This is a genomic window from Nocardia sp. NPDC057227 (genome assembly GCF_042669725.1).
Lineage (GTDB): Bacteria > Actinomycetota > Actinomycetes > Mycobacteriales > Mycobacteriaceae > Nocardia > Nocardia asteroides_A.
The window spans coordinates 48,535-64,151 of record NZ_JBHUXA010000036.1 but is presented as its reverse complement, the minus strand read 5'-3'; the positions used below and the strand labels follow the sequence as shown (position 1 = coordinate 64,151).

The window sequence follows — 15,617 nt, the reverse complement described above, 5'->3', positions numbered from 1 at the left end:
CAAGAGATTTCAGGATAGGGGGTATCTGCGTTGACCTGCTGTTTCACCCGATCCGGGGGCAGGGAACCGCTCGCCACCCTAGCTCCTGGGAGCCTCATGGAAACCGCCACGCTCAAGCCCGGCGCCCGTGTCCGCGTGTACCTGGACGACGACCCCGACCAGCGCGACGGCGAGTACCGCGTCGGCACCGTGACCTCGACGGATGAGCACATGGTCTGGGTGCAGGCCGACCGCATCCCCAATCCTATGGGGTTCTCGTGGCCGCGTATCGAGGTGGAGCCGGAGCAGGTCACCATCGCCCTGTCGTTCACCGCCCCACCCGACGCGGCGCCGACCCTCCGCCGGGAGGTGGAGTTGCTGCTAGGCCACCTCGAGCCGGTGCAGGCGTGGCTCGAGCGGCAGGGCGGGGAAGTCGCGGTCACCGGGATGGAGGCCAGCGCGTGAAGCCCCTGCTGTTCATCGACGTGGACGGCCCGCTGAACCCCTACGCGGCCAAGCCGCATCGCCGCCCACCCGGCTACCTCACCTACCGAATGATGCCGCCCACGTGGATCGCGCAGCGCGAGGGTATGGAGCCGCTCGGCCGCATCGCGCCGCTGCGGGTGTGGCTCAACCCCGAGCACGGGCCGAAGCTCCTCGCCTTGGCGGACCGCTTCGAGCTGGCCTGGGCGACGACGTGGGAGCACGACGCCAACACCCACATTGGGCCGGAGATCGCGCTACCCGCGCTGCCGGTGGTGGAGTGGAAGACCTCGAAGCGCTTCGGCCCGGACGGCACGTACTTCAAGACCGCGGAGCTGGTGGAGTACGCGGCCGGGCGCCCGTTCGTGTGGCTGGACGACGAGCTGTCCACGCGGGACCGCCGTTATGTGGAGCGCGAGCACTCGGCCCCCGCGCTGTTGCACTGGGTCGACCCGGCGAAGGGGATCTTGGACGACGACCTCGGCGCGGTCGCGGCATGGGCGGCCAGCCTGGCGGCGTTCGAGTAGTCCACTACCTGCACAGCAAAGCGGCCCTGCCTCGGAAGGCGGGGCCGCTGCGATCCAGTGGGGGGACACCGATCGCGGTGCATACTTTCTAGAGGGGGCATGCACCCCGCAGTCTAGTCCGGCATGGCCGCGTCAGTCCTGGATTCCAGCCGCATTCGCCAGCGCCCGCAGCCCGTGTCCCGCCACCCGCTGCTGCTGCGCCGTCGTGCGGATCACGTTCTTCACCGCCGGGCTCGACCGGAAATGCTCCGGCGACGCCAGCCGCGACTCCGCCAGCGCATCCACCGCCGCGTCCACATCCCCCGCCAGCAGGTGCGCGCGGGCGGCATCGACCCAGAAGTACGCCTTCCGCTCGGCGGGCATCTCGTCGGGGAGGTGGGTGGCGGCGGCGATCTCCCGAGCCCGGCCCGGCTCACCCAGATCCACCTCCGCGCACACCTGGTACAGCTTCACGTTCGCCGGACCCACCGGGGAGTCGTAGACGATCCGGTCCCCGAACCTCCGGGCCAGCACCTCCGCCTCCGCGAGGTGGGAGCGCGCGGCATCGGCGTCCCCGGCGGCAGCCGCGATGGTCCCGGCCCGCATGTGCAGCAGCGAGTACACAGCGGCGGCGGTCTCGTCCTCGTCGACGAACGCCTCCATCTCCGACATCGCCCGCAGCAGCAGCCGCAGCGCCTGCCCGCTCGCACCGACCCGGGCCAGGGTCGCGGACTTCACGTAGTGCGTGGTCGCCAGCAGCAGCGGGTCACCAGAGCGGGTGGCCGCCCACTCCATCCGCTCGGTCGCGGTGAGCGAGAGGTCGGTGAACCCGGACTTGTGGGCGACGGTGTTCGCGGCCCGGAACGCGGCGCAGAGCATCCCGTACACCGGCTGCCCGTGCTCGCCCGCGATCAGCAGCTGGTCGATCAGGTCGGGCAGCACCTCGGTGATCTTGCGGTATCGGGCATCGCGCCGCCAGACAGCGACCTTCCCGGAAAGCGCCCGCAGCTGGTCCAGGGGCAGCGGCTCGAGGTCGGGGTCGGCGAGGTCGACCGCGGCGAGGGAGCGGCGCAGGATCGGCAGCACATTGAGTACCTGCTCGGCTTCCTCGCTGCCGTACAGCCGCGAGGAGTCCACGCCGAGCCCGCGGGCGACGGAGCCGACCCATACGGTGGAGGCGGAGCTGTGGCCGCGTTCGACCTGGGCGAGCATCGAGCGGGAGACGTTCGCGGCGGCGGCCAGTTTCTCCTGGGTCATGCCGCGAAGCTTGCGGTATCGGGCGATCCGGGCGCCGACGGTCTCGGTGGCATCCATGGCGAACAGCCTACCTAACATTCTTCGAACAATCTTCGAACAAAGTCCAGTACAGAACCACATAGGTTCGAGGTAGCACCCGGCGCCACGTCGAACGCCCAATCGACTCCCCGACGGGACGACCACCTCGTAGCCATGCGACACGGTCCAATCCCCGGGCGCCGGGTGCTACCCCACCACACGGTCAGGGAGAAGCCAATGGCCTGCAACCACAGTGCCCGCGATTGTCCGGACTCCGTCACCGCTCACCGGCTCATGCAGCAGTACATCGACTGCGACGCCGCCACCTGCCCCGCCAAGGGTCCAGCGTTCCGGTTCCTCGTCGCCCAGGGAGAAGTCTGCCCCGACGACCGCAGTCAGGAGTACGCCCGGTGATCGAGAGCCTGAAACTCCGCCGCCGCCGAACCGAGTGGGACACCCCCATCAAACCCGCCCCCGAAGGGCAGGGGCTCCAGGGGGCGCAGTTCGCCGAGGACGACTGCCCGGTGTACCGGATCGCCGAGGAGCGGGCCGACCCCGACTAGTCCACGGGGGTGGAGAGCAGGTTGTTCACCCGCTGCGGGGACACGCCCCATCGGCGGGCGATCTCGCTCTGGCTCAGCCCGGAGTCGACCGCCTCGACCAGGGTCGACCGCCGGCAGCGTTTCGCGTCGGCCCGGATCTCGTCAGCCAGCTTCGCCAGGGCATCGAGCGCCTGCGCCCGGTCGATCGGGGCCACACGCTCGGGGGTGGTAGCGAGCTTGCGGAGGAGGTCCGCGTGCTCGGCCAGCTGCGCCCAGGGGTCGGTCATGGGAATCTCCTTCGGCCCGGCCCGCCGAGGTGGCGGGCCGGGGCATCTGAGGTTCAGGCGGGCGGGTTGGCCTGGAGCTGAGCGAGCAGCGCGCGCAGGTCGCCCCAGGTGATGCCGGTGACGTCGTGGCCGTGAACCACGCGCCCGCCGGTGGCGCGGATGGCCCACGCCTCGTCGGCGCTGTCGTTGTAGGCGGCCAAGGTGTGCGCCAGCCGTTGCGTCGGATCGTCGTTGAACTCGGGCAGGTCGGCGGCGAGGTTGTGAAGCAGGGACATGTCGGGCTCCATTTCGGTTCGGTAGGGTGCGGGTCGAGCCGGGGCAGGTAGCTGCTGCCCCGGCTCGCGGTGTGTCAGCTCAGGTCGCGCGGCCAGCTGTCGCCGTTGGTGAGCAGCCAGGTCTTCATGGCGCGGGTCGAGGCGAGGTCGACCTTCTCGGTGAGCATCCGGTCGGTGATGGTCTCGGCGTCGGCGGCGGTGTAGCCGACTCCGGTGAGCCACCAGCGTGCGTCGGCCAGGGCGCTGGCGGCGGCCAGGCGGGCGGTGTGCGCGGCGGCCCGGCTGGGCTCGACCGGCTCGATGTGCTCGGGGTTGCAGATCCGCCAGTCGGAGTCCGGGTCGTCGGCCTCGCAGGCGATGGTGGTCCTGTCCCAGGACGGGAGCACCTTGGTGACGGTGAGCTCTTCGCCAGTGGCGATCAGGCGAACGCGGTCGCCGCGGGTGTAGGAGTGGGTCATGAGGGTCCTTCCGGTGGTCGGGCTGGGGTAGGGTCCAGGCCGGGCCGGGGGCGGTAGGAACGCCCCCGGCCCGGCCGGGTTGTGCTGGTGTGGCTCAGACCTTCCAGGGGTCCCGCTCGACGGGGTTGGCGTCGGAGTGGGCCTGTGCGGCCTGCTGTGCTGCGGTCCTCGTGCCGACCACCTCGGTGACCCGCTCGCGCTGGCCGTCGATGGTGGCGGTGGCGGCCCAGCCGTTGTCCCATCCGCCGACCTGGTAAGTGGCGCCGTCGTTGAGGCGGACGCCCTTCCAGGTGTCCCCGGCGACGTGGGTCCAGCGGAGCTGGTCGCCGAGGGTGGTAGTGCGGTGGGGGTCGGTCAGCTCGCCGTCGGTCCGGGTGAGGATGACGCCGTGGGGTCCGGTGAGGGTGAAGTCGCCGGGGGCGTTGATGGCCCACTCGATGCCGGTAGCCATGTCCATGCACTGGAGCTGGCCGGTGGCGAGGGTGAGGATGAACTGCGCGGTCCGGTGGAGCACGGCGAGGATGTCGTCGCTGGACAGGGTGGCAGTCATGATGTGCACCTTTCGCTATGGAGTTCTCAAGGGGGGTGGCGCGCGCCGCTGGGTGCGGGGCGGTGGTCTGGGGCGGGTGGCTCCGGCCTGACATCACTAAGATACAACCCACGGGTTGTAGATGTCAACCCATGGGTTGTAGGCAGGCCGATCGGCCCACCCCAGACGCAGAGAATCGCCCTCAACCACGAGGGCTGAGGGCGCGTAGAGCTGAGAGAATGTAGGGCATGAGCGACTGGCGCGAGGGCTTCTACCGGGACGTGGCCGACTACCTCGAGCGCACGGAGTTGGCAGAGCAGCGGCCTGCGGGCAACTGGAAGAAGATCGACCGCATCCTGGACATCAGCGAGCGCATCGACCCCGGATTCAGCGGGTCCGATGTCACCGCAGGCGACGACCCCGAGATCGAGCTGACGATCAGTTGGGTGGACGTGAGCGGCGGGCGATTCACCATCTCCCGGCACATGTCGCTGACCGAGCTGATGCGCAAGCTGGACGAGAAGGAGCGAGCATGAGCGAGGAGATCGACGGCAGCGGCTACACCTGCTCGGGAGAAGGCGGCGGGTGGCCCACCATCTCCATCCCCTTCGGGTGGACCTACACCGACGAGACCGGCACCTGGTCCGGGCCGTTATCCGACGGCGTGATCGTTGGCGGGAAGCACGACGGGAAACGGATCGCGCCACCGAGGGCAGCCCAGCCCTTCCAGATCGCCTGGAATCCCCCAGCGCTCCGTGATCTCTCCGCCGAGGAGGGGCCGTGAAGTTGCGCACCAAGTGGACCGTGACCAGAACCGAGGGCGACGGGAGCATCGTCTACACCAACGAGGTCACCCTGTGGCGCTGCATCGTGGCGGTACCGATCGTCGCGGCCGTGGTCGCGAGCTGGGTTTTCGCCGCCGCCTACCGAGGCTGGGGGCGGATCTGCACGGCCGCGTTCATTGCGGTGTCGATGCTCGCGTTCGGCGTAGGGGGTGTCCATGCCGTACTGGTAGTCGGCGCAATCGTGCTGCCGCTGTGGCTCGGCTTGGGATTCGCGATGGGCTCCGACGATTACATCGACGAGTTCCGTCCGTCGAACGACTGACGCCGCAATACGGCTCGAGCCCCGGCCTCTGCCTGTACCGTCCCCACCCATGACTGAGGGGACGCCAACTTGGAGGACGCGGGGAGTGCTCATTCCCGTAGGGGTACTGGCCGCGGTACTCATCGCGCTGTCGATCGGGGTGGTGCTTTTCTCGCGGCTCCCGCCGCCGGCCCCCACCTACAGGGCGAGCCCGCCCGCCACCAGTAAGGCTGCAAGCTCGGCTGGCGCCAGCACCAAGGCCGTCACGCCGACAGCCCCCGCCGACCCGATTTATGCCGACTATGTGGCGGCGCTGGAACGGGAGGGGATCGTGTTCGACAAGGGTACTGGCTACGGCTCGGACTACAAGATCGATACCGGCATCTGCGAATCCATCCGCGGAGGCAGGGTTGATGCATTCGACCTGGCAGGGCGAGAGGGCGTGGCGCTGGCGACCGCCCCGGCGGAGACGAGCAAGAACAGGCTCAACCTCCAGACCAACGGCCGCCGAATCACCGCAGTCATCCCGATCATCTGCCCCGATCAACAGTCCGTTCTCGACGAGGCCCTGTCCGGAAATCCCCGGATGATCAACCTCCGCAGCGGCAAACACTTCGTGTCGCAAACCTACGATCCGACATCGCCTGTCGTGCAGCCCGGCACCTACAGCACGACAAAGGCGGTGTCGGACTGCTATTGGGAGCGCCTCGATCCCCAGGGCGAGATCCTCGACAACAACTTCGTGAGTTTCGCGCGTGAGGTGACCGTGACCATCGCAGCCACGGACGGAGCGTTCAACAGCCGCAACTGTGGGGACTGGAAGCGCGTGACCGGGTAGCTCTAGAGCAAGACGGCAGGAACCCTACGGCGTTCAGCGGTCGCGTACTGCACCCGATCGTCCGGGCCCACCACCACGGCACGGTCCTCCGCCGTGATCCACACCGTCCGCTCCGGCGGAGTGATCGGGTCCGGCGCCCCGAGGATCTGCGCCCGCGCGGTGAGGCCGACAGCGACGGTGGTCGCCTTCGCGCCCTGGTGCAGCGACGCCGCCGCTGTCGCCGACAGCCCGACTGCGACAGCCCGGTCGGCTCCGGCCCGCACGGTCTTCAGCATGCCCGCCGTGAGCGTGGCCGTGAGCGCGGTGGCACCGTTGACGGTCTTCACCCCGGCCGCCGTCCGCACCGCGGAGGCTGGGCGAGTCACCGTCACAGCGAGCGGGACTGCCGCGATGAACGTCGCCGCACCGGCCGTGAGGTCGACCACGACAGCGAGGTCTGCGTGCGCCGGACGGCTTGAGAGGGCCGTCGCGGTGAGCCCCACTGTGACAGCTGTCGGCCCGTCCGCGACCGTCCCCCGATGCACGGCCGCCGAACTGGTGGCGGTCACCGCCGTCGGGGCATCCCCGACGGTCCCCCGGTGGGCTGCTGCGGGCAAGGAAGCCGTGGCCGCAGTCTGGGCGGAGGTGTTCGCCGACCGGACGGCCGTTGCGGGGAGGGAGGCCGTGAAGGCGCTCGGCCCCTGCATGTCCTTCCCGGCGAACGCCGTGATCGCCGAGGTGACCGTGATCGCCGTCGAGACCGCCTCCGCCGAACCGGCCCACGCCACGGTGGCGGTCAGGGCGGCGGTGGCGTTGAGGGTGGACACCGCGGTGGAGGTGGCGATCGCACCCGCCGTGAGCGTGGCCGTGACCACAGCCGGAGCAGCGACGTTCGCTGTACGGTCCGCTGCGGCGGACGTGGCCGCTGTGACGGCGGTGCCGGCGCCGGTGTTGTGGCCGCGCTGCCCCTCCGCCGGGAGAGTGGCCGTGGCCGCCAGCGCGGCATCGACCAGGAGCGGCTCCCGGCCGACCCTGGTGCTGACCGCGGGGGCGTAGCTACCGACCGGGCGGGTGCGTCCGATACGGGGCATTGGTCACCACCTCTCGCTACAACGTCTCTGACCTGGCACTACTCCTCGTACACCACGTAGCAGAGTGCGTTGATCGCGGTCGCGGTGGTCATCCGGATCCGCAGGATGTCGTTGGCCGCCACTCCCGGCTCCCGGTCCAGCGGGAACTGCTGGCTGAACGACTGCGCCCACTCCAGACGGCCGGCCAGGAGCCGGGTGGCCGTGACCGAGCCTTCAGCGGTGGAGGTGAATCCGGAGGCGGTGGTGCCCAGCGAGATCGCCGACGCCGCACCGACCGAGTCGTCGTACTTCCCGACATCGCCGGAGGCGAACGCGGTCACCGTCGCGTTCACGGTGCCGGTGGTGACGAGCTCGCAGTTCACCACTGCGGTCGGCAGGACGGAGAACGAGTACCCCCACTCGATCACCGCGATGGTCGTGGTCGGCTTGATCTGCAGCATCGTCTTGATCGACGTGCCGGTCGTCACCGCAGTCGGGGCCGCGGTGAGCGCTGCGGTGGCAGCGTTCCAGACGATGAACCTGCGACGTGCCATGGTGTTTCCTCCTCAGAAGCTCGCCGACCGATTCATCGACTGCATGGGGGTGGGGACCTCGGTGGGGCGGAGGTCGCCGAACACGAAGTCGTCGAACGCCATCACTCCTGACCCTGACCCGTCGCTGGCGTTCTGCATGACCAGCCCGCCGTAGCGGCCGGTCTGCGAAGCGATCGCGGTGGTGTCCGGCCAGGAGTTGATGAGGGCGCCGTTGACGAAGGCGTAGTAGGTGTTGGCGGCGACGAAGAACTCGATCCGGGAGCCGAGGGTCATGTTCGCGCCGCCGTTCGCGTTGGCGTACGCGGCCCGAGCCGTGGCGTTGGCCCCCGCCCACGAGGTCATGGTGTAGATGCCGATCCTGGTGTTGGTTATGAAGGCGATCGGCACCGTGCCCGAGGTCGAGCTGTTCGGGCAGCGCAGGACCAGGCAGGACGGCGACCCTCCGGAGGTGCCCGGATGGAGCTGGGTCAGCGTCACCGCCACATACTGGTCGGCACCCACGGCGCGGCGGGCGATGAACTCGGCAGGGAAGAACCCCGACGACGTGGCGGTGATCGACCCGCCGCTGACCAGCGGATGAGTACCGCCGTTGCGGCGCACCCACTGCGCGCTCAGCGCGGCCGAGAAGGGGTCGGTGGACCGGCTCCACTGCAGCACGTCAGCCGCCCGACGCCTCTTGCGACAGGGCCAGCATGTCTGCGGCCACCTGGTCGATCAGCCCCGGCCACGCCGTCGCCATCGTCGCGTCCAGCGCCTGCGCCTCGGCCTGCAGGCGGACGATCTCGGCGGCGACGAACTGCCGCCGCTCGATCATCGCCGCCGCCTGCAGCAGCCGGGACTGCACGTACTGCGGGTCCGGCGCGGTCACGGCGCTACGCGGCCAGAGGGGCCAGGGACACACCCAGGCTGGTCAGGGTGAGGGTGTCGCCGCTGACGACGCTCTTCGACGCCGAGAGTGCCGCCGACCACTGGAAATTCCCGGAGCTGGAGGAGTCCCACGCGCTGACGTGGGTGACCGTCTCGGTGGTGGTCATCGAGAACGACGGGTTGGTGCCGGTGAGCGCGATCGCTCCAGAGGCCGCGGCGCTGAAAGTCGCCTGCGCGCGCGTGGTGACCGCGCTCGGGTTGGCGGTGCCGGCCGAACCGGGGTCGCCCACATGGAGCTTGATGTAGATGCCGGACGGCTGAGACCAGGCCGTGCCTCCGCGCAGGTGGTCGAGGATCTTGTTCGCCAGGTTGGCGGGGTGCAGTCCCACGGTCACGGGTCAGTCCTCCTGGGTGTCGGTGCTGCCGTCGGCGTGAGTGACTTCCGCCTCCGCCTCGAAGTTGATGCCGAACGCTGTCATGGGGGTTCCTATCTGTTCTGGACGACCAAGGTCATCGAGCGGACGTCGGTGCGGGAGGCGGAGGTGACGATGCGGCAGCGCACCGTATAGCTGGCGCCCGCGGTGCCGCCGGAGAGCCAGGCGGTGACCGCCTTGCCGCTGTCGGTGATCTCGCTGGATTCCAGCGCCAGACCCCCGGAGGGGCTGATGGTGATGGTGGCGGTCTGGATGACCTCCCCGGGCTGGAGCCACGGCGGGTCGTCGCGGTGCACCTGCCCCCACGTGAACTTGAAGTCCAGGACCGCCAGCGGGTCTTTGAACTTGTGGGGGAACAGCTGGCCTGTCACTGCTCGACCTCGTATCCGCCGAGGTGCTGCAGCGACAGCCACCGCACGCCGTCCTCGTACGCCTCGTCACCGGGGGTGTAGTCGTCGCGCAGCGTGAACGACCCGACTCTCCGCGACAGAGTCACCTCCGCGCACGTCCCGAACTCGGTCGCCGGGTACGCCCGGATCTCTGCGGCAGCGCTGTACATGCGCGGGGTGATCGCCAGCACCACGTACTCGTGGCTGCGGCCGTCGATCACTACCGGTGGATCCAGCCGGTAGTGCCGCGCTCGACCGATGAAGCTGCTCGCTTCGCCGAGGTCATAGGCAATGGGCATATCTTCTCCTCACACCTCGGGAGCGATGTACTCGATGACGGTCACAACCCCGGCGGCCCCAGCGGCCCCGGCGCCCCCACCCCCGCAGGGAAATCCGCCTGCCTGGCCCGCGTTGCCGCCGCCGCCGGATTGGCACCACTGCCAGTAGGGCGGGTTGCTCGTGCCCGCAGTGACGCGGCCGGAGCGCCCGCCCGTGGAGCCGGACCCCGCACCGCCGCCACCTCCGGCAAGTTGCCGGAGGACACCGGAGTTGACCGATTCCCCCGGTTGGCCCGCCGTCCCGCCGTTGCCGCCGCGCATCCCCGCGACCACCGCCCCGGCCCCGCCGTTGCTGCCGCCCTTGCCGCCAGGCGCGACGACGTCCCCGAATGCCGAGTCGGCACCGTCGCCACCCGCGGTGCCGCCCGCGCCCACGAGCACGGCGACCGCGGCGTCCAGGTCCGCAGCGTCGATTCGCCGGATGAGCACCGCGGCACCGCCACCGCCTCCGACGCTGGCGCTCCCCGCGCCCCCGGCGCTGCGCACGAGCACGTCGACGCGACGGCATCGGGGAGGCTTGGTCCATGTGGCGTCGCTGGTGTAGACGCGGAAGTTCGTGGTGGCGTTCGCCACTCAGGTGAATCTTTCGATGATGAAGGCGATGCCGTTGGCGCCATGGCCACCGTTCGTCGATGCGCCACTGCCGCCGTACCCGCCACCGCCACCGCCTGCCGGCTTGGCGCCGTTGCCCGCGCGGGCATTGCCGCTGTTCGCGCCAGCGCCCCCGCCGCCGCCGGTGGTGACCAGGGTCGACGGCACGGTTCCCGCGGCCCCCGGGCTGGAACCACCCGGGGAGATGCCGCCACCACCGCCGAGCATCGCCGACCAGATCGGCGTCCCACCGCCACCGCCACCGCCGCCGCCGCCAGCGATCTCAGCTTCGGAGGAGGAGTTCCCGCCGTTGGTCGCGGAGATCCCGCCGTTGCCCGCCGCGCCACGGCCGCCCGCGCCGCCAGTGATGACGCCGACGCCGCCGATGCCACCCGGCGATCCCGCGTTGGTGGCCAGCACGGCGCCGCCGTTGCCGCCGATCGCCGACAGCATCGAGTCTCCCGACCCGAAGTCGGTGTTGCCACCGCCCTGGCCGGGGCTGCCCGACCCGGTGCCGCCCGTCCCGCCCGTCCCGATCTCGATCGGGATCGGGAGGAAATTGCCGGAGCCGTCCACGGGCAGGAGCGCGGCCGGGATCGAGTCGTGCACCTCGCCACCGCCGCCACCGCCACCGCCGCCGGAGCGGAGGTCGGCCAGCACATCCCAGCGGCCCGCCGCACCACCCGCTCCGGCGGCGATGAGGATGATGTCGATCGACAGCACGCCCGGGGTTGGGATGTAGGTGTCGCCGTCGATGAAGACGATGGCGTTGCCCTGCAGGACGAGCTGGTAGAACTGCTCCTCGACGTCGGCCAGGCGCTGGCTGTGGTCGGTGATCGTCGGGAGCTGGGCCACGTAGTCGTCGTTGACGGTGTGGTTGATGGCGTCGAGCACGGTCGCGAATCCGCCGAGGATGGCCGCGATTCCCGCGCCGATGAACGACACGATCATCGCGATCAGCCCGCCGCCCAGCCCGGAGAACTGGTCGGACGCGAACCGGTTCTGGAGCGTCGTCTTGACGTTGCCCTCGGTGTGACTGGCCTTGGCTGGGATACCGCCGTTGCCAGTGACGCCCCACTGTCCGGGCTGTAGCCCGCTAGGACCGGCGGGGTTGGTCATCGCCTCGTGAATGCCTGGAGGTCGATGAGCAGCTGCGCGCGGTCGAAGCCGGGCGGGCTGACGGGTGCGGTCATGAACTCCTCGCTGAAGTAGACGATGACCTCGTCGCAGTAGCGGCGGTAGAACATGGGTTCGATCTCCTGCACCCGCCCCCAGGCGAGGCCGAGGAAGTTGCCGTTGCCTGCTCGGCCGACGACGGGCACGTAATGGCACCCGGTGATCGGCGGGAGACCCTGCTGGGACTTCCACGGGCGCCCGGCGGCGAAGTCGTCGAGGGCGTGGCCGGGGATGCGCAGGCCGACGCCGACGGAGCCGAAGATGTAGACGGCCGCGGCAAGCTGCTCGGGGTCGCCGATCGTGAGGGTCGCGTAGGCGCCGACCCGATGCCGGGCCCCGGTGTTGTCCAGGATCCCGACGCGGCGCCGGTAGGACGCCGCCACCTGGAGGTCGGTACCGACATCGGTGGCGGGGTCGTCAGGGTTGTGGCCGGTGACCGCGGCGTAGTCCGACAGCACCGACCCGGCCGAGAACCCGACTGGCGCCCCGGCTTCCCTGCTGGCGAGCATGGCTTCGTAGGCGAAGCCCGCCCACACCCCACACCGCGCCTCGTCGGCGCCGAGCATCGGGAGCGCAGGCAGGTCGGGCCCGAACGCGGCCGGGATCAGCGGGCTGACCGCGGCCACGTCCAGGTACGTCGACAGGCGCAGGTGGACGCTGTTGATCCGCGCGGGCAGCTTGCCGAGACGCATGCTCAGCACCGCTCCTGCGGGGCGGGCTGCGCCTTCCGCTGGTCCTCGAGATCCTTGCGTTCGGCGATGAGCTTGTTCCGCTCCACGTCGAGCGCGGCGACCGCGGTGTTGTAGTCCTGCAGCAGGCGCTGGGTGTACGCCTGCGGGTCGGAGAGTGGCGGCGGGGAGGCGAGCGCCTTCACCAGCGTGGACATGAGGTCGTCCCTGGTGTTGCGCAGGCCGTCGTCGCGGTTCTCCAGCTCTCGGTCCTTGGTGGCGATCTGGCGCAGCTCGAGGGTGGTGGACTGGAAGTCGGCGTTGCAGCTGGTCTGGTGCAGATTGAACAGCGTGTTCTGCACCAGACCGGCCACCACGGTCGCCACCGCCAGCGCGACGATCGCCACGAACGCGCGGGGGCGCAGCGGCGAGGCCACCGCACGGTCCCGCCATCCCCGCAGCCGCTCACCCACCGAGCGCCGATCGAGCTCGGGAACGATCAGGGTCCGGTCGCCGCGGTGCACACGCCGAAACCCGAGCAGCAGCAGCGTGACCACGCCGACCACGAACCCGACCGCCGCGCCTACCAGCAGGGCCGCCCAGTACTCACTGAGCATCTTCACCACCATCCGGCTCGTCCTCTCCGTCCTTCGCGGCCCGACGCGACTTGAAGTAGGCGCCGCCGAGAAGGGTGATCAGGGCGGTGATGACCGCCGACATGACAGCGGTCAGGTCGGTGGGCGGCTCGTAGTCCGCCTTCACGATGGGCATGACGACGAAGCTGAAGAGAAATCCCGCGGTGATCGCAATCGCGATCCCGGCCAGCACCTTCACCAGGAGAAGGAACACCTTCTCGTCCACGCCGCCTCACCACCTCTCCACAACTGCACAACTCCCGGTCCCTTCTCGAGCAGTAGCCGTAGCCCGCCCCAGGCCCGGTGTTCTGGCTCAGTTGTGGTCGCCGCTCCCAGGCAGGCGGCCGTCGATCATCCCCATCCAGGGTTCGACCTTCTGCAGGAAGACCCAGATCGGGGTGACGATCAGCGCGGCCGTGGTTGCCCACTGCCCGACCGATGCGAGGGTGCCGCTGGCGAAGGTGTCCGCCGCGACGCCCAACAGGCCGACCACGGCGCCCAGCAGGGCGACGAGGAACTTCGCGATCTGAGACGGCTTGTAGCTGAACGGGTTCACTTCTTGGCTCCTTCGATCTCGGCGAGCAGCGCTCGGGCGTCCTCGTCCTCGGGGTCGGTCTTGGCGGCTTCCCTGCGCACCAGGGCGATCGCCCACGGGGCACCGTTGCGGGCCTCGCGCTCGACGTGCTCCTCGTGGATGCGGGCGTCGATATTGAGGATGAAACCGACCGCGGTGTCGACCAGGATCTCCTCGCCGTCGCGGCCGTAGCTGCGGTACTTCGAGCGGCTCGGGAACCGCTTGGTCAGTTCGTCGTCGGCTGCAGACATGCCATCTCCTTCGGTCGGCAGCAGCGCCTCGCCCAACGCGAGGCAGGTATTCCAGCGGCGGCGGCGGTCATCGAGACCGTTGAAGCCGCCGTTGATGGCGCGGGTCGCGCCTTCCAGGTCGCGGCGGTCAGCGAAGCCGTTCATCGGCCGAGCGGCGGTCCAGTACCAGACGGCGCCGACGAACCCGTAGGTGAGATCCGCTGCGGCGTCGGGGTCGTCGACGAAGAACGTGGGCGTCGGCACCAGGCCGCGCTCGAACGCCCACTGCGAGCAAGCCCGGTAGTTGTTCTTCCCGGTCATCTGGATCGGGCCGCGGCCGCGGTACCGGTACCCCTCGCCCGGCCCGTTGCCCATGCGGCCGTCGTAGGTGCGCTGGTCGGGGGTCGGGCCCCACAGCTCGACCATGAACTTGAGCCCGACCGACTCGTGCCCGAGCTGGGCGCACCACATCGCCGCCCGCTCCACCGTCGTGCACCCGGCCGCGAGCATCGCCGCATTGAACGCCGGGGTCAGCAGGGCGTACTGCGACAGCGGGAGCGCCTGCCCCATCGCGCGGGCCAGCGTCCCGGCGTCCATCAGGCCCGGCCCTCAATGGAGCGTTCGTGCACCCGCGCGTCGATGTTCAGGATGTAGCCGGCGAGCGTGTCACCCTCGTCGTCGTCTGCTCGATACTTCGACCGGGAGAGGTAGCGCTTGCTCAGCTCCTCATCCGCCGTCCGCTTCTTCGCCCCGGACAGGTTGGCCGAATAGCCCTTCGGCGGGATCAGCGAGGCGAGCTGGTCGAAGCTCATCCAGTACCCGTAGGGCGGAAACCCGGAGTCCGCGATCCACACCGCGCGCAGCCGGGGGTCGTCGTCGTAGCCCATGACCGCGAAGTAGTGCAGCACCTCGCCGCCCCCGTACCGCGGCGAGGTGCTGCCCTTCACGCCGCGCGGGTAGTTCGACACCGGGGCGTCGATGTTGGCGACCACCCCGAACCCCGCGTCGATCGAAGCGGTGATGTCGCGCCACAACAGGTCGACCTGCTCGGCGGTGGGCGGATCGTTCGGCAGCTGGCGGGTGACGTAGCCGGGGGCGTACCCGTTGAGGACCGTGGTGATCTGCCGGATGCTGTCCGTGCCGTCCTGATCGTCCCACCCGGTGTTGCCCTCGAGGTCTTCGAGCTCGCGCATGAAGTCCCGCTCCGGCTTGACGATGCCGAGGGAATTCAGCACGGTCTGCGTGGACGCGGGCCCGCACCACCACCCGGTCTCCTGTCGCACCACCGCGCGGTCGTAGTCCAGCACCCGTTCGGTCACGAGCCCTCCTCCATCTGCTGCTTGAGGTCTGCGAGCCGGTCGAACGCCGCGGGCATCTGCTGGCGGTACGTCGTCCGCGCCGCCGCCCGCTCCTCGGGCGTCATGTCCTCGATCCGCCCGGCCAGCTTCGGGTTCAGCACACCCAGCAGGGACTCCGCCGTGCCGCGCCATTTCTCGGCTTCGGCGTCCGGGTCGGAGTGGGCGGCCTGCCATTCGGCATAGGCCGCTCGATCCACGACGTTCGGGACGTTCAGCCAGCCACCCTCCGGGTGATCGCCGGGGGTGAACCACTTCGTCTGCAACTCGGGGTCGTGCCGGAACCCCAGATCCCACAGCAGCTGCGAGAACAGCGGACGGACGGCGGGCTGGATCGGCACCCCGCCCATCTGCGGGTTCGGCGACGGGAAGAACAACAGCGCCCAGGCGAGATGCTGGCGCGGGTCGGACATGTCCGCCGCGTCCTGCTGCAGCTGGGCCGAGTCGCCCATCAGCTCCTGGATGTCCATGTGCTCACCTCGGAATCTGTCGATACTGG

Annotated in this window: 30 protein-coding genes; 9 read left to right on the top strand and 21 right to left on the bottom strand. The window is 69.8% G+C overall.

The features are described 5' to 3' along the window. Nucleotides 1–96 precede the first annotated feature (96 nt). Nucleotides 97–444 carry a hypothetical protein gene (locus ACFUJ1_RS32345; protein WP_378651121.1) on the top strand — a complete coding sequence of 116 codons (348 nt, stop codon included), beginning with the start codon at nt 97–99 and terminating at the stop codon, nt 442–444. Next, complete coding sequence (locus tag ACFUJ1_RS32340; RefSeq protein ID WP_378651120.1) at nt 441–989, top strand: hypothetical protein; 549 nt, start codon at nt 441–443, stop codon at nt 987–989. The genes ACFUJ1_RS32345 and ACFUJ1_RS32340 overlap by 4 nt, the downstream gene beginning before the upstream one ends. Nucleotides 990–1,121: 132 nt before the next feature. Here ACFUJ1_RS32340 and ACFUJ1_RS32335 read toward each other — a convergent pair whose 3' ends face one another. After that, complete coding sequence (locus ACFUJ1_RS32335; protein ID WP_378651119.1) at nt 1,122–2,282, bottom strand: helix-turn-helix domain-containing protein; 1,161 nt, start codon at nt 2,280–2,282, stop codon at nt 1,122–1,124. Between the two features lie 198 nt (nt 2,283–2,480). Between ACFUJ1_RS32335 and ACFUJ1_RS32330 the strand changes: the two genes are divergently transcribed. Together ACFUJ1_RS32330 and ACFUJ1_RS32325 are read left to right on the top strand one after the other, a co-directional pair. Further along, nucleotides 2,481–2,657, top strand: coding sequence for a hypothetical protein (locus ACFUJ1_RS32330; protein ID WP_378651118.1), 177 nt, complete (start codon nt 2,481–2,483; stop codon nt 2,655–2,657). Then, on the top strand, nt 2,654–2,806 hold the full coding sequence (locus ACFUJ1_RS32325; RefSeq protein WP_378651117.1) for a hypothetical protein: 153 nt from the start codon (nt 2,654–2,656) through the stop codon (nt 2,804–2,806). Before ACFUJ1_RS32330 ends, ACFUJ1_RS32325 begins: the two co-directional genes overlap by 4 nt. Here the strand turns inward: ACFUJ1_RS32325 and ACFUJ1_RS32320 are convergent. The 4 genes from ACFUJ1_RS32320 to ACFUJ1_RS32305 form a co-directional block, all read right to left on the bottom strand. Further along, nucleotides 2,803–3,072, bottom strand: a complete 270-nt coding sequence (locus tag ACFUJ1_RS32320; RefSeq protein ID WP_378651116.1) for a hypothetical protein — start codon at nt 3,070–3,072, stop codon at nt 2,803–2,805. The genes ACFUJ1_RS32325 and ACFUJ1_RS32320 overlap by 4 nt on opposite strands. A gap of 53 nt (nt 3,073–3,125) precedes the next feature. Beyond that, nucleotides 3,126–3,347, bottom strand: coding sequence for a hypothetical protein (locus ACFUJ1_RS32315; protein ID WP_378651115.1), 222 nt, complete (start codon nt 3,345–3,347; stop codon nt 3,126–3,128). A gap of 74 nt (nt 3,348–3,421) precedes the next feature. Next, entirely contained in the window at nt 3,422–3,805 is a 384-nt protein-coding gene (locus tag ACFUJ1_RS32310) for a hypothetical protein (protein WP_378651114.1), read from the bottom strand. A 94-nt stretch (nt 3,806–3,899) separates the two neighbouring features. Beyond that, on the bottom strand, nt 3,900–4,355 hold the full coding sequence (locus ACFUJ1_RS32305) for a hypothetical protein (protein WP_378651113.1): 456 nt from the start codon (nt 4,353–4,355) through the stop codon (nt 3,900–3,902). A 227-nt stretch (nt 4,356–4,582) separates the two neighbouring features. Here ACFUJ1_RS32305 and ACFUJ1_RS32300 point away from each other — a divergent pair, with 227 nt between their 5' ends. The 4 genes from ACFUJ1_RS32300 (at nt 4,583) to ACFUJ1_RS32285 (ending at nt 6,258) form a co-directional block, all read left to right on the top strand. After that, entirely contained in the window at nt 4,583–4,870 is a 288-nt protein-coding gene (locus ACFUJ1_RS32300) for a hypothetical protein (RefSeq protein WP_378651112.1), read from the top strand. Continuing rightward, complete coding sequence (locus ACFUJ1_RS32295; protein ID WP_378651111.1) at nt 4,867–5,118, top strand: hypothetical protein; 252 nt, start codon at nt 4,867–4,869, stop codon at nt 5,116–5,118. Before ACFUJ1_RS32300 ends, ACFUJ1_RS32295 begins: the two co-directional genes overlap by 4 nt. Then, entirely contained in the window at nt 5,115–5,441 is a 327-nt protein-coding gene (locus tag ACFUJ1_RS32290; RefSeq protein ID WP_378651110.1) for a hypothetical protein, read from the top strand. The genes ACFUJ1_RS32295 and ACFUJ1_RS32290 overlap by 4 nt, the downstream gene beginning before the upstream one ends. An 85-nt stretch (nt 5,442–5,526) precedes the next feature. After that, nucleotides 5,527–6,258, top strand: a complete 732-nt coding sequence (locus ACFUJ1_RS32285) for a hypothetical protein (protein ID WP_378651109.1) — start codon at nt 5,527–5,529, stop codon at nt 6,256–6,258. A 2-nt stretch (nt 6,259–6,260) separates the two neighbouring features. Here ACFUJ1_RS32285 and ACFUJ1_RS32280 read toward each other — a convergent pair whose 3' ends face one another. Beyond that, entirely contained in the window at nt 6,261–6,623 is a 363-nt protein-coding gene (locus ACFUJ1_RS32280; protein WP_378651108.1) for a hypothetical protein, read from the bottom strand. Nucleotides 6,624–6,861: 238 nt separating this feature from the next. Between ACFUJ1_RS32280 and ACFUJ1_RS32275 the strand changes: the two genes are divergently transcribed. Then, the gene (locus ACFUJ1_RS32275) at nt 6,862–7,293 is read left to right on the top strand and encodes a hypothetical protein (protein ID WP_378651107.1); all 432 of its coding nucleotides are present in this window, start codon (nt 6,862–6,864) and stop codon (nt 7,291–7,293) included. Nucleotides 7,294–7,366: 73 nt separating this feature from the next. Here ACFUJ1_RS32275 and ACFUJ1_RS32270 read toward each other — a convergent pair whose 3' ends face one another. From ACFUJ1_RS32270 to ACFUJ1_RS32200, 15 genes are all read right to left on the bottom strand, one after another. Further along, entirely contained in the window at nt 7,367–7,861 is a 495-nt protein-coding gene (locus ACFUJ1_RS32270; RefSeq protein ID WP_378651106.1) for a hypothetical protein, read from the bottom strand. 12 nt (nt 7,862–7,873) lie between these two features. Beyond that, nucleotides 7,874–8,518: a hypothetical protein gene (locus ACFUJ1_RS32265; protein ID WP_378651105.1), complete on the bottom strand. Its 645-nt coding sequence runs from the start codon at nt 8,516–8,518 to the stop codon at nt 7,874–7,876. A 1-nt stretch (nt 8,519) separates the two neighbouring features. Next, nucleotides 8,520–8,729, bottom strand: a complete 210-nt coding sequence (locus ACFUJ1_RS32260; protein ID WP_378651104.1) for a hypothetical protein — start codon at nt 8,727–8,729, stop codon at nt 8,520–8,522. 4 nt (nt 8,730–8,733) lie between these two features. After that, entirely contained in the window at nt 8,734–9,123 is a 390-nt protein-coding gene (locus ACFUJ1_RS32255; RefSeq protein WP_378651103.1) for a hypothetical protein, read from the bottom strand. Nucleotides 9,124–9,215: 92 nt separating this feature from the next. Then, a complete protein-coding gene (locus ACFUJ1_RS32250) occupies nt 9,216–9,533 on the bottom strand; it encodes a hypothetical protein (RefSeq protein WP_378651102.1) in 318 nt (105 codons plus the stop codon). Beyond that, on the bottom strand, nt 9,530–9,850 hold the full coding sequence (locus tag ACFUJ1_RS32245) for a hypothetical protein (protein ID WP_378651101.1): 321 nt from the start codon (nt 9,848–9,850) through the stop codon (nt 9,530–9,532). Before ACFUJ1_RS32245 ends, ACFUJ1_RS32250 begins: the two co-directional genes overlap by 4 nt. 9 nt (nt 9,851–9,859) lie before the next feature. Further along, nucleotides 9,860–10,318 (bottom strand): hypothetical protein, encoded by a 459-nt coding sequence (locus ACFUJ1_RS32240; protein WP_378651100.1) that lies wholly within the window; start codon nt 10,316–10,318, stop codon nt 9,860–9,862. Nucleotides 10,319–10,462: 144 nt separating this feature from the next. Continuing rightward, nucleotides 10,463–11,599 (bottom strand): hypothetical protein, encoded by a 1,137-nt coding sequence (locus ACFUJ1_RS32235; protein WP_378651099.1) that lies wholly within the window; start codon nt 11,597–11,599, stop codon nt 10,463–10,465. Next, complete coding sequence (locus ACFUJ1_RS32230; protein ID WP_378651098.1) at nt 11,596–12,357, bottom strand: hypothetical protein; 762 nt, start codon at nt 12,355–12,357, stop codon at nt 11,596–11,598. The genes ACFUJ1_RS32235 and ACFUJ1_RS32230 overlap by 4 nt, the downstream gene beginning before the upstream one ends. Further along, nucleotides 12,351–12,953 carry a hypothetical protein gene (locus tag ACFUJ1_RS32225; protein WP_378651097.1) on the bottom strand — a complete coding sequence of 201 codons (603 nt, stop codon included), beginning with the start codon at nt 12,951–12,953 and terminating at the stop codon, nt 12,351–12,353. The genes ACFUJ1_RS32230 and ACFUJ1_RS32225 overlap by 7 nt, the downstream gene beginning before the upstream one ends. Further along, nucleotides 12,931–13,185: a hypothetical protein gene (locus tag ACFUJ1_RS32220; RefSeq protein ID WP_378651096.1), complete on the bottom strand. Its 255-nt coding sequence runs from the start codon at nt 13,183–13,185 to the stop codon at nt 12,931–12,933. Before ACFUJ1_RS32220 ends, ACFUJ1_RS32225 begins: the two co-directional genes overlap by 23 nt. A gap of 87 nt (nt 13,186–13,272) precedes the next feature. Next, complete coding sequence (locus ACFUJ1_RS32215; RefSeq protein ID WP_378651095.1) at nt 13,273–13,515, bottom strand: hypothetical protein; 243 nt, start codon at nt 13,513–13,515, stop codon at nt 13,273–13,275. Next, nucleotides 13,512–14,360 (bottom strand): glycoside hydrolase family 19 protein, encoded by an 849-nt coding sequence (locus ACFUJ1_RS32210; RefSeq protein WP_378651094.1) that lies wholly within the window; start codon nt 14,358–14,360, stop codon nt 13,512–13,514. The genes ACFUJ1_RS32215 and ACFUJ1_RS32210 overlap by 4 nt, the downstream gene beginning before the upstream one ends. Continuing rightward, nucleotides 14,360–15,082 (bottom strand): C39 family peptidase, encoded by a 723-nt coding sequence (locus ACFUJ1_RS32205; RefSeq protein WP_378651093.1) that lies wholly within the window; start codon nt 15,080–15,082, stop codon nt 14,360–14,362. Before ACFUJ1_RS32205 ends, ACFUJ1_RS32210 begins: the two co-directional genes overlap by 1 nt. Then, entirely contained in the window at nt 15,079–15,588 is a 510-nt protein-coding gene (locus tag ACFUJ1_RS32200; RefSeq protein ID WP_378651092.1) for a hypothetical protein, read from the bottom strand. Before ACFUJ1_RS32200 ends, ACFUJ1_RS32205 begins: the two co-directional genes overlap by 4 nt. Nucleotides 15,589–15,617 lie beyond the last annotated feature (29 nt).

What these genes read in the sequence shown, in the direction of transcription:
- ACFUJ1_RS32310 (WP_378651114.1), bottom strand. Translation starts at nt 3,805, where the DNA reads ATGACCCACTCCTACACCCGCGGCGACCGCGTTCGCCTGATCGCCACT.
- ACFUJ1_RS32235 (WP_378651099.1), bottom strand. Translation starts at nt 11,599, where the DNA reads ATGACCAACCCCGCCGGTCCTAGCGGGCTACAGCCCGGACAGTGGGGC.
- ACFUJ1_RS32320 (WP_378651116.1), bottom strand. Translation starts at nt 3,072, where the DNA reads ATGACCGACCCCTGGGCGCAGCTGGCCGAGCACGCGGACCTCCTCCGC.
- ACFUJ1_RS32245 (WP_378651101.1), bottom strand. Translation starts at nt 9,850, where the DNA reads ATGCCCATTGCCTATGACCTCGGCGAAGCGAGCAGCTTCATCGGTCGA.
- ACFUJ1_RS32330 (WP_378651118.1), top strand. Translation starts at nt 2,481, where the DNA reads ATGGCCTGCAACCACAGTGCCCGCGATTGTCCGGACTCCGTCACCGCT.
- ACFUJ1_RS32305 (WP_378651113.1), bottom strand. Translation starts at nt 4,355, where the DNA reads ATGACTGCCACCCTGTCCAGCGACGACATCCTCGCCGTGCTCCACCGG.
- ACFUJ1_RS32295 (WP_378651111.1), top strand. Translation starts at nt 4,867, where the DNA reads ATGAGCGAGGAGATCGACGGCAGCGGCTACACCTGCTCGGGAGAAGGC.
- ACFUJ1_RS32300 (WP_378651112.1), top strand. Translation starts at nt 4,583, where the DNA reads ATGAGCGACTGGCGCGAGGGCTTCTACCGGGACGTGGCCGACTACCTC.
- ACFUJ1_RS32270 (WP_378651106.1), bottom strand. Translation starts at nt 7,861, where the DNA reads ATGGCACGTCGCAGGTTCATCGTCTGGAACGCTGCCACCGCAGCGCTC.
- ACFUJ1_RS32345 (WP_378651121.1), top strand. Translation starts at nt 97, where the DNA reads ATGGAAACCGCCACGCTCAAGCCCGGCGCCCGTGTCCGCGTGTACCTG.
- ACFUJ1_RS32225 (WP_378651097.1), bottom strand. Translation starts at nt 12,953, where the DNA reads ATGGTGGTGAAGATGCTCAGTGAGTACTGGGCGGCCCTGCTGGTAGGC.
- ACFUJ1_RS32210 (WP_378651094.1), bottom strand. Translation starts at nt 14,360, where the DNA reads ATGGACGCCGGGACGCTGGCCCGCGCGATGGGGCAGGCGCTCCCGCTG.
- ACFUJ1_RS32335 (WP_378651119.1), bottom strand. Translation starts at nt 2,282, where the DNA reads ATGGATGCCACCGAGACCGTCGGCGCCCGGATCGCCCGATACCGCAAG.
- ACFUJ1_RS32200 (WP_378651092.1), bottom strand. Translation starts at nt 15,588, where the DNA reads ATGGACATCCAGGAGCTGATGGGCGACTCGGCCCAGCTGCAGCAGGAC.
- ACFUJ1_RS32315 (WP_378651115.1), bottom strand. Translation starts at nt 3,347, where the DNA reads ATGTCCCTGCTTCACAACCTCGCCGCCGACCTGCCCGAGTTCAACGAC.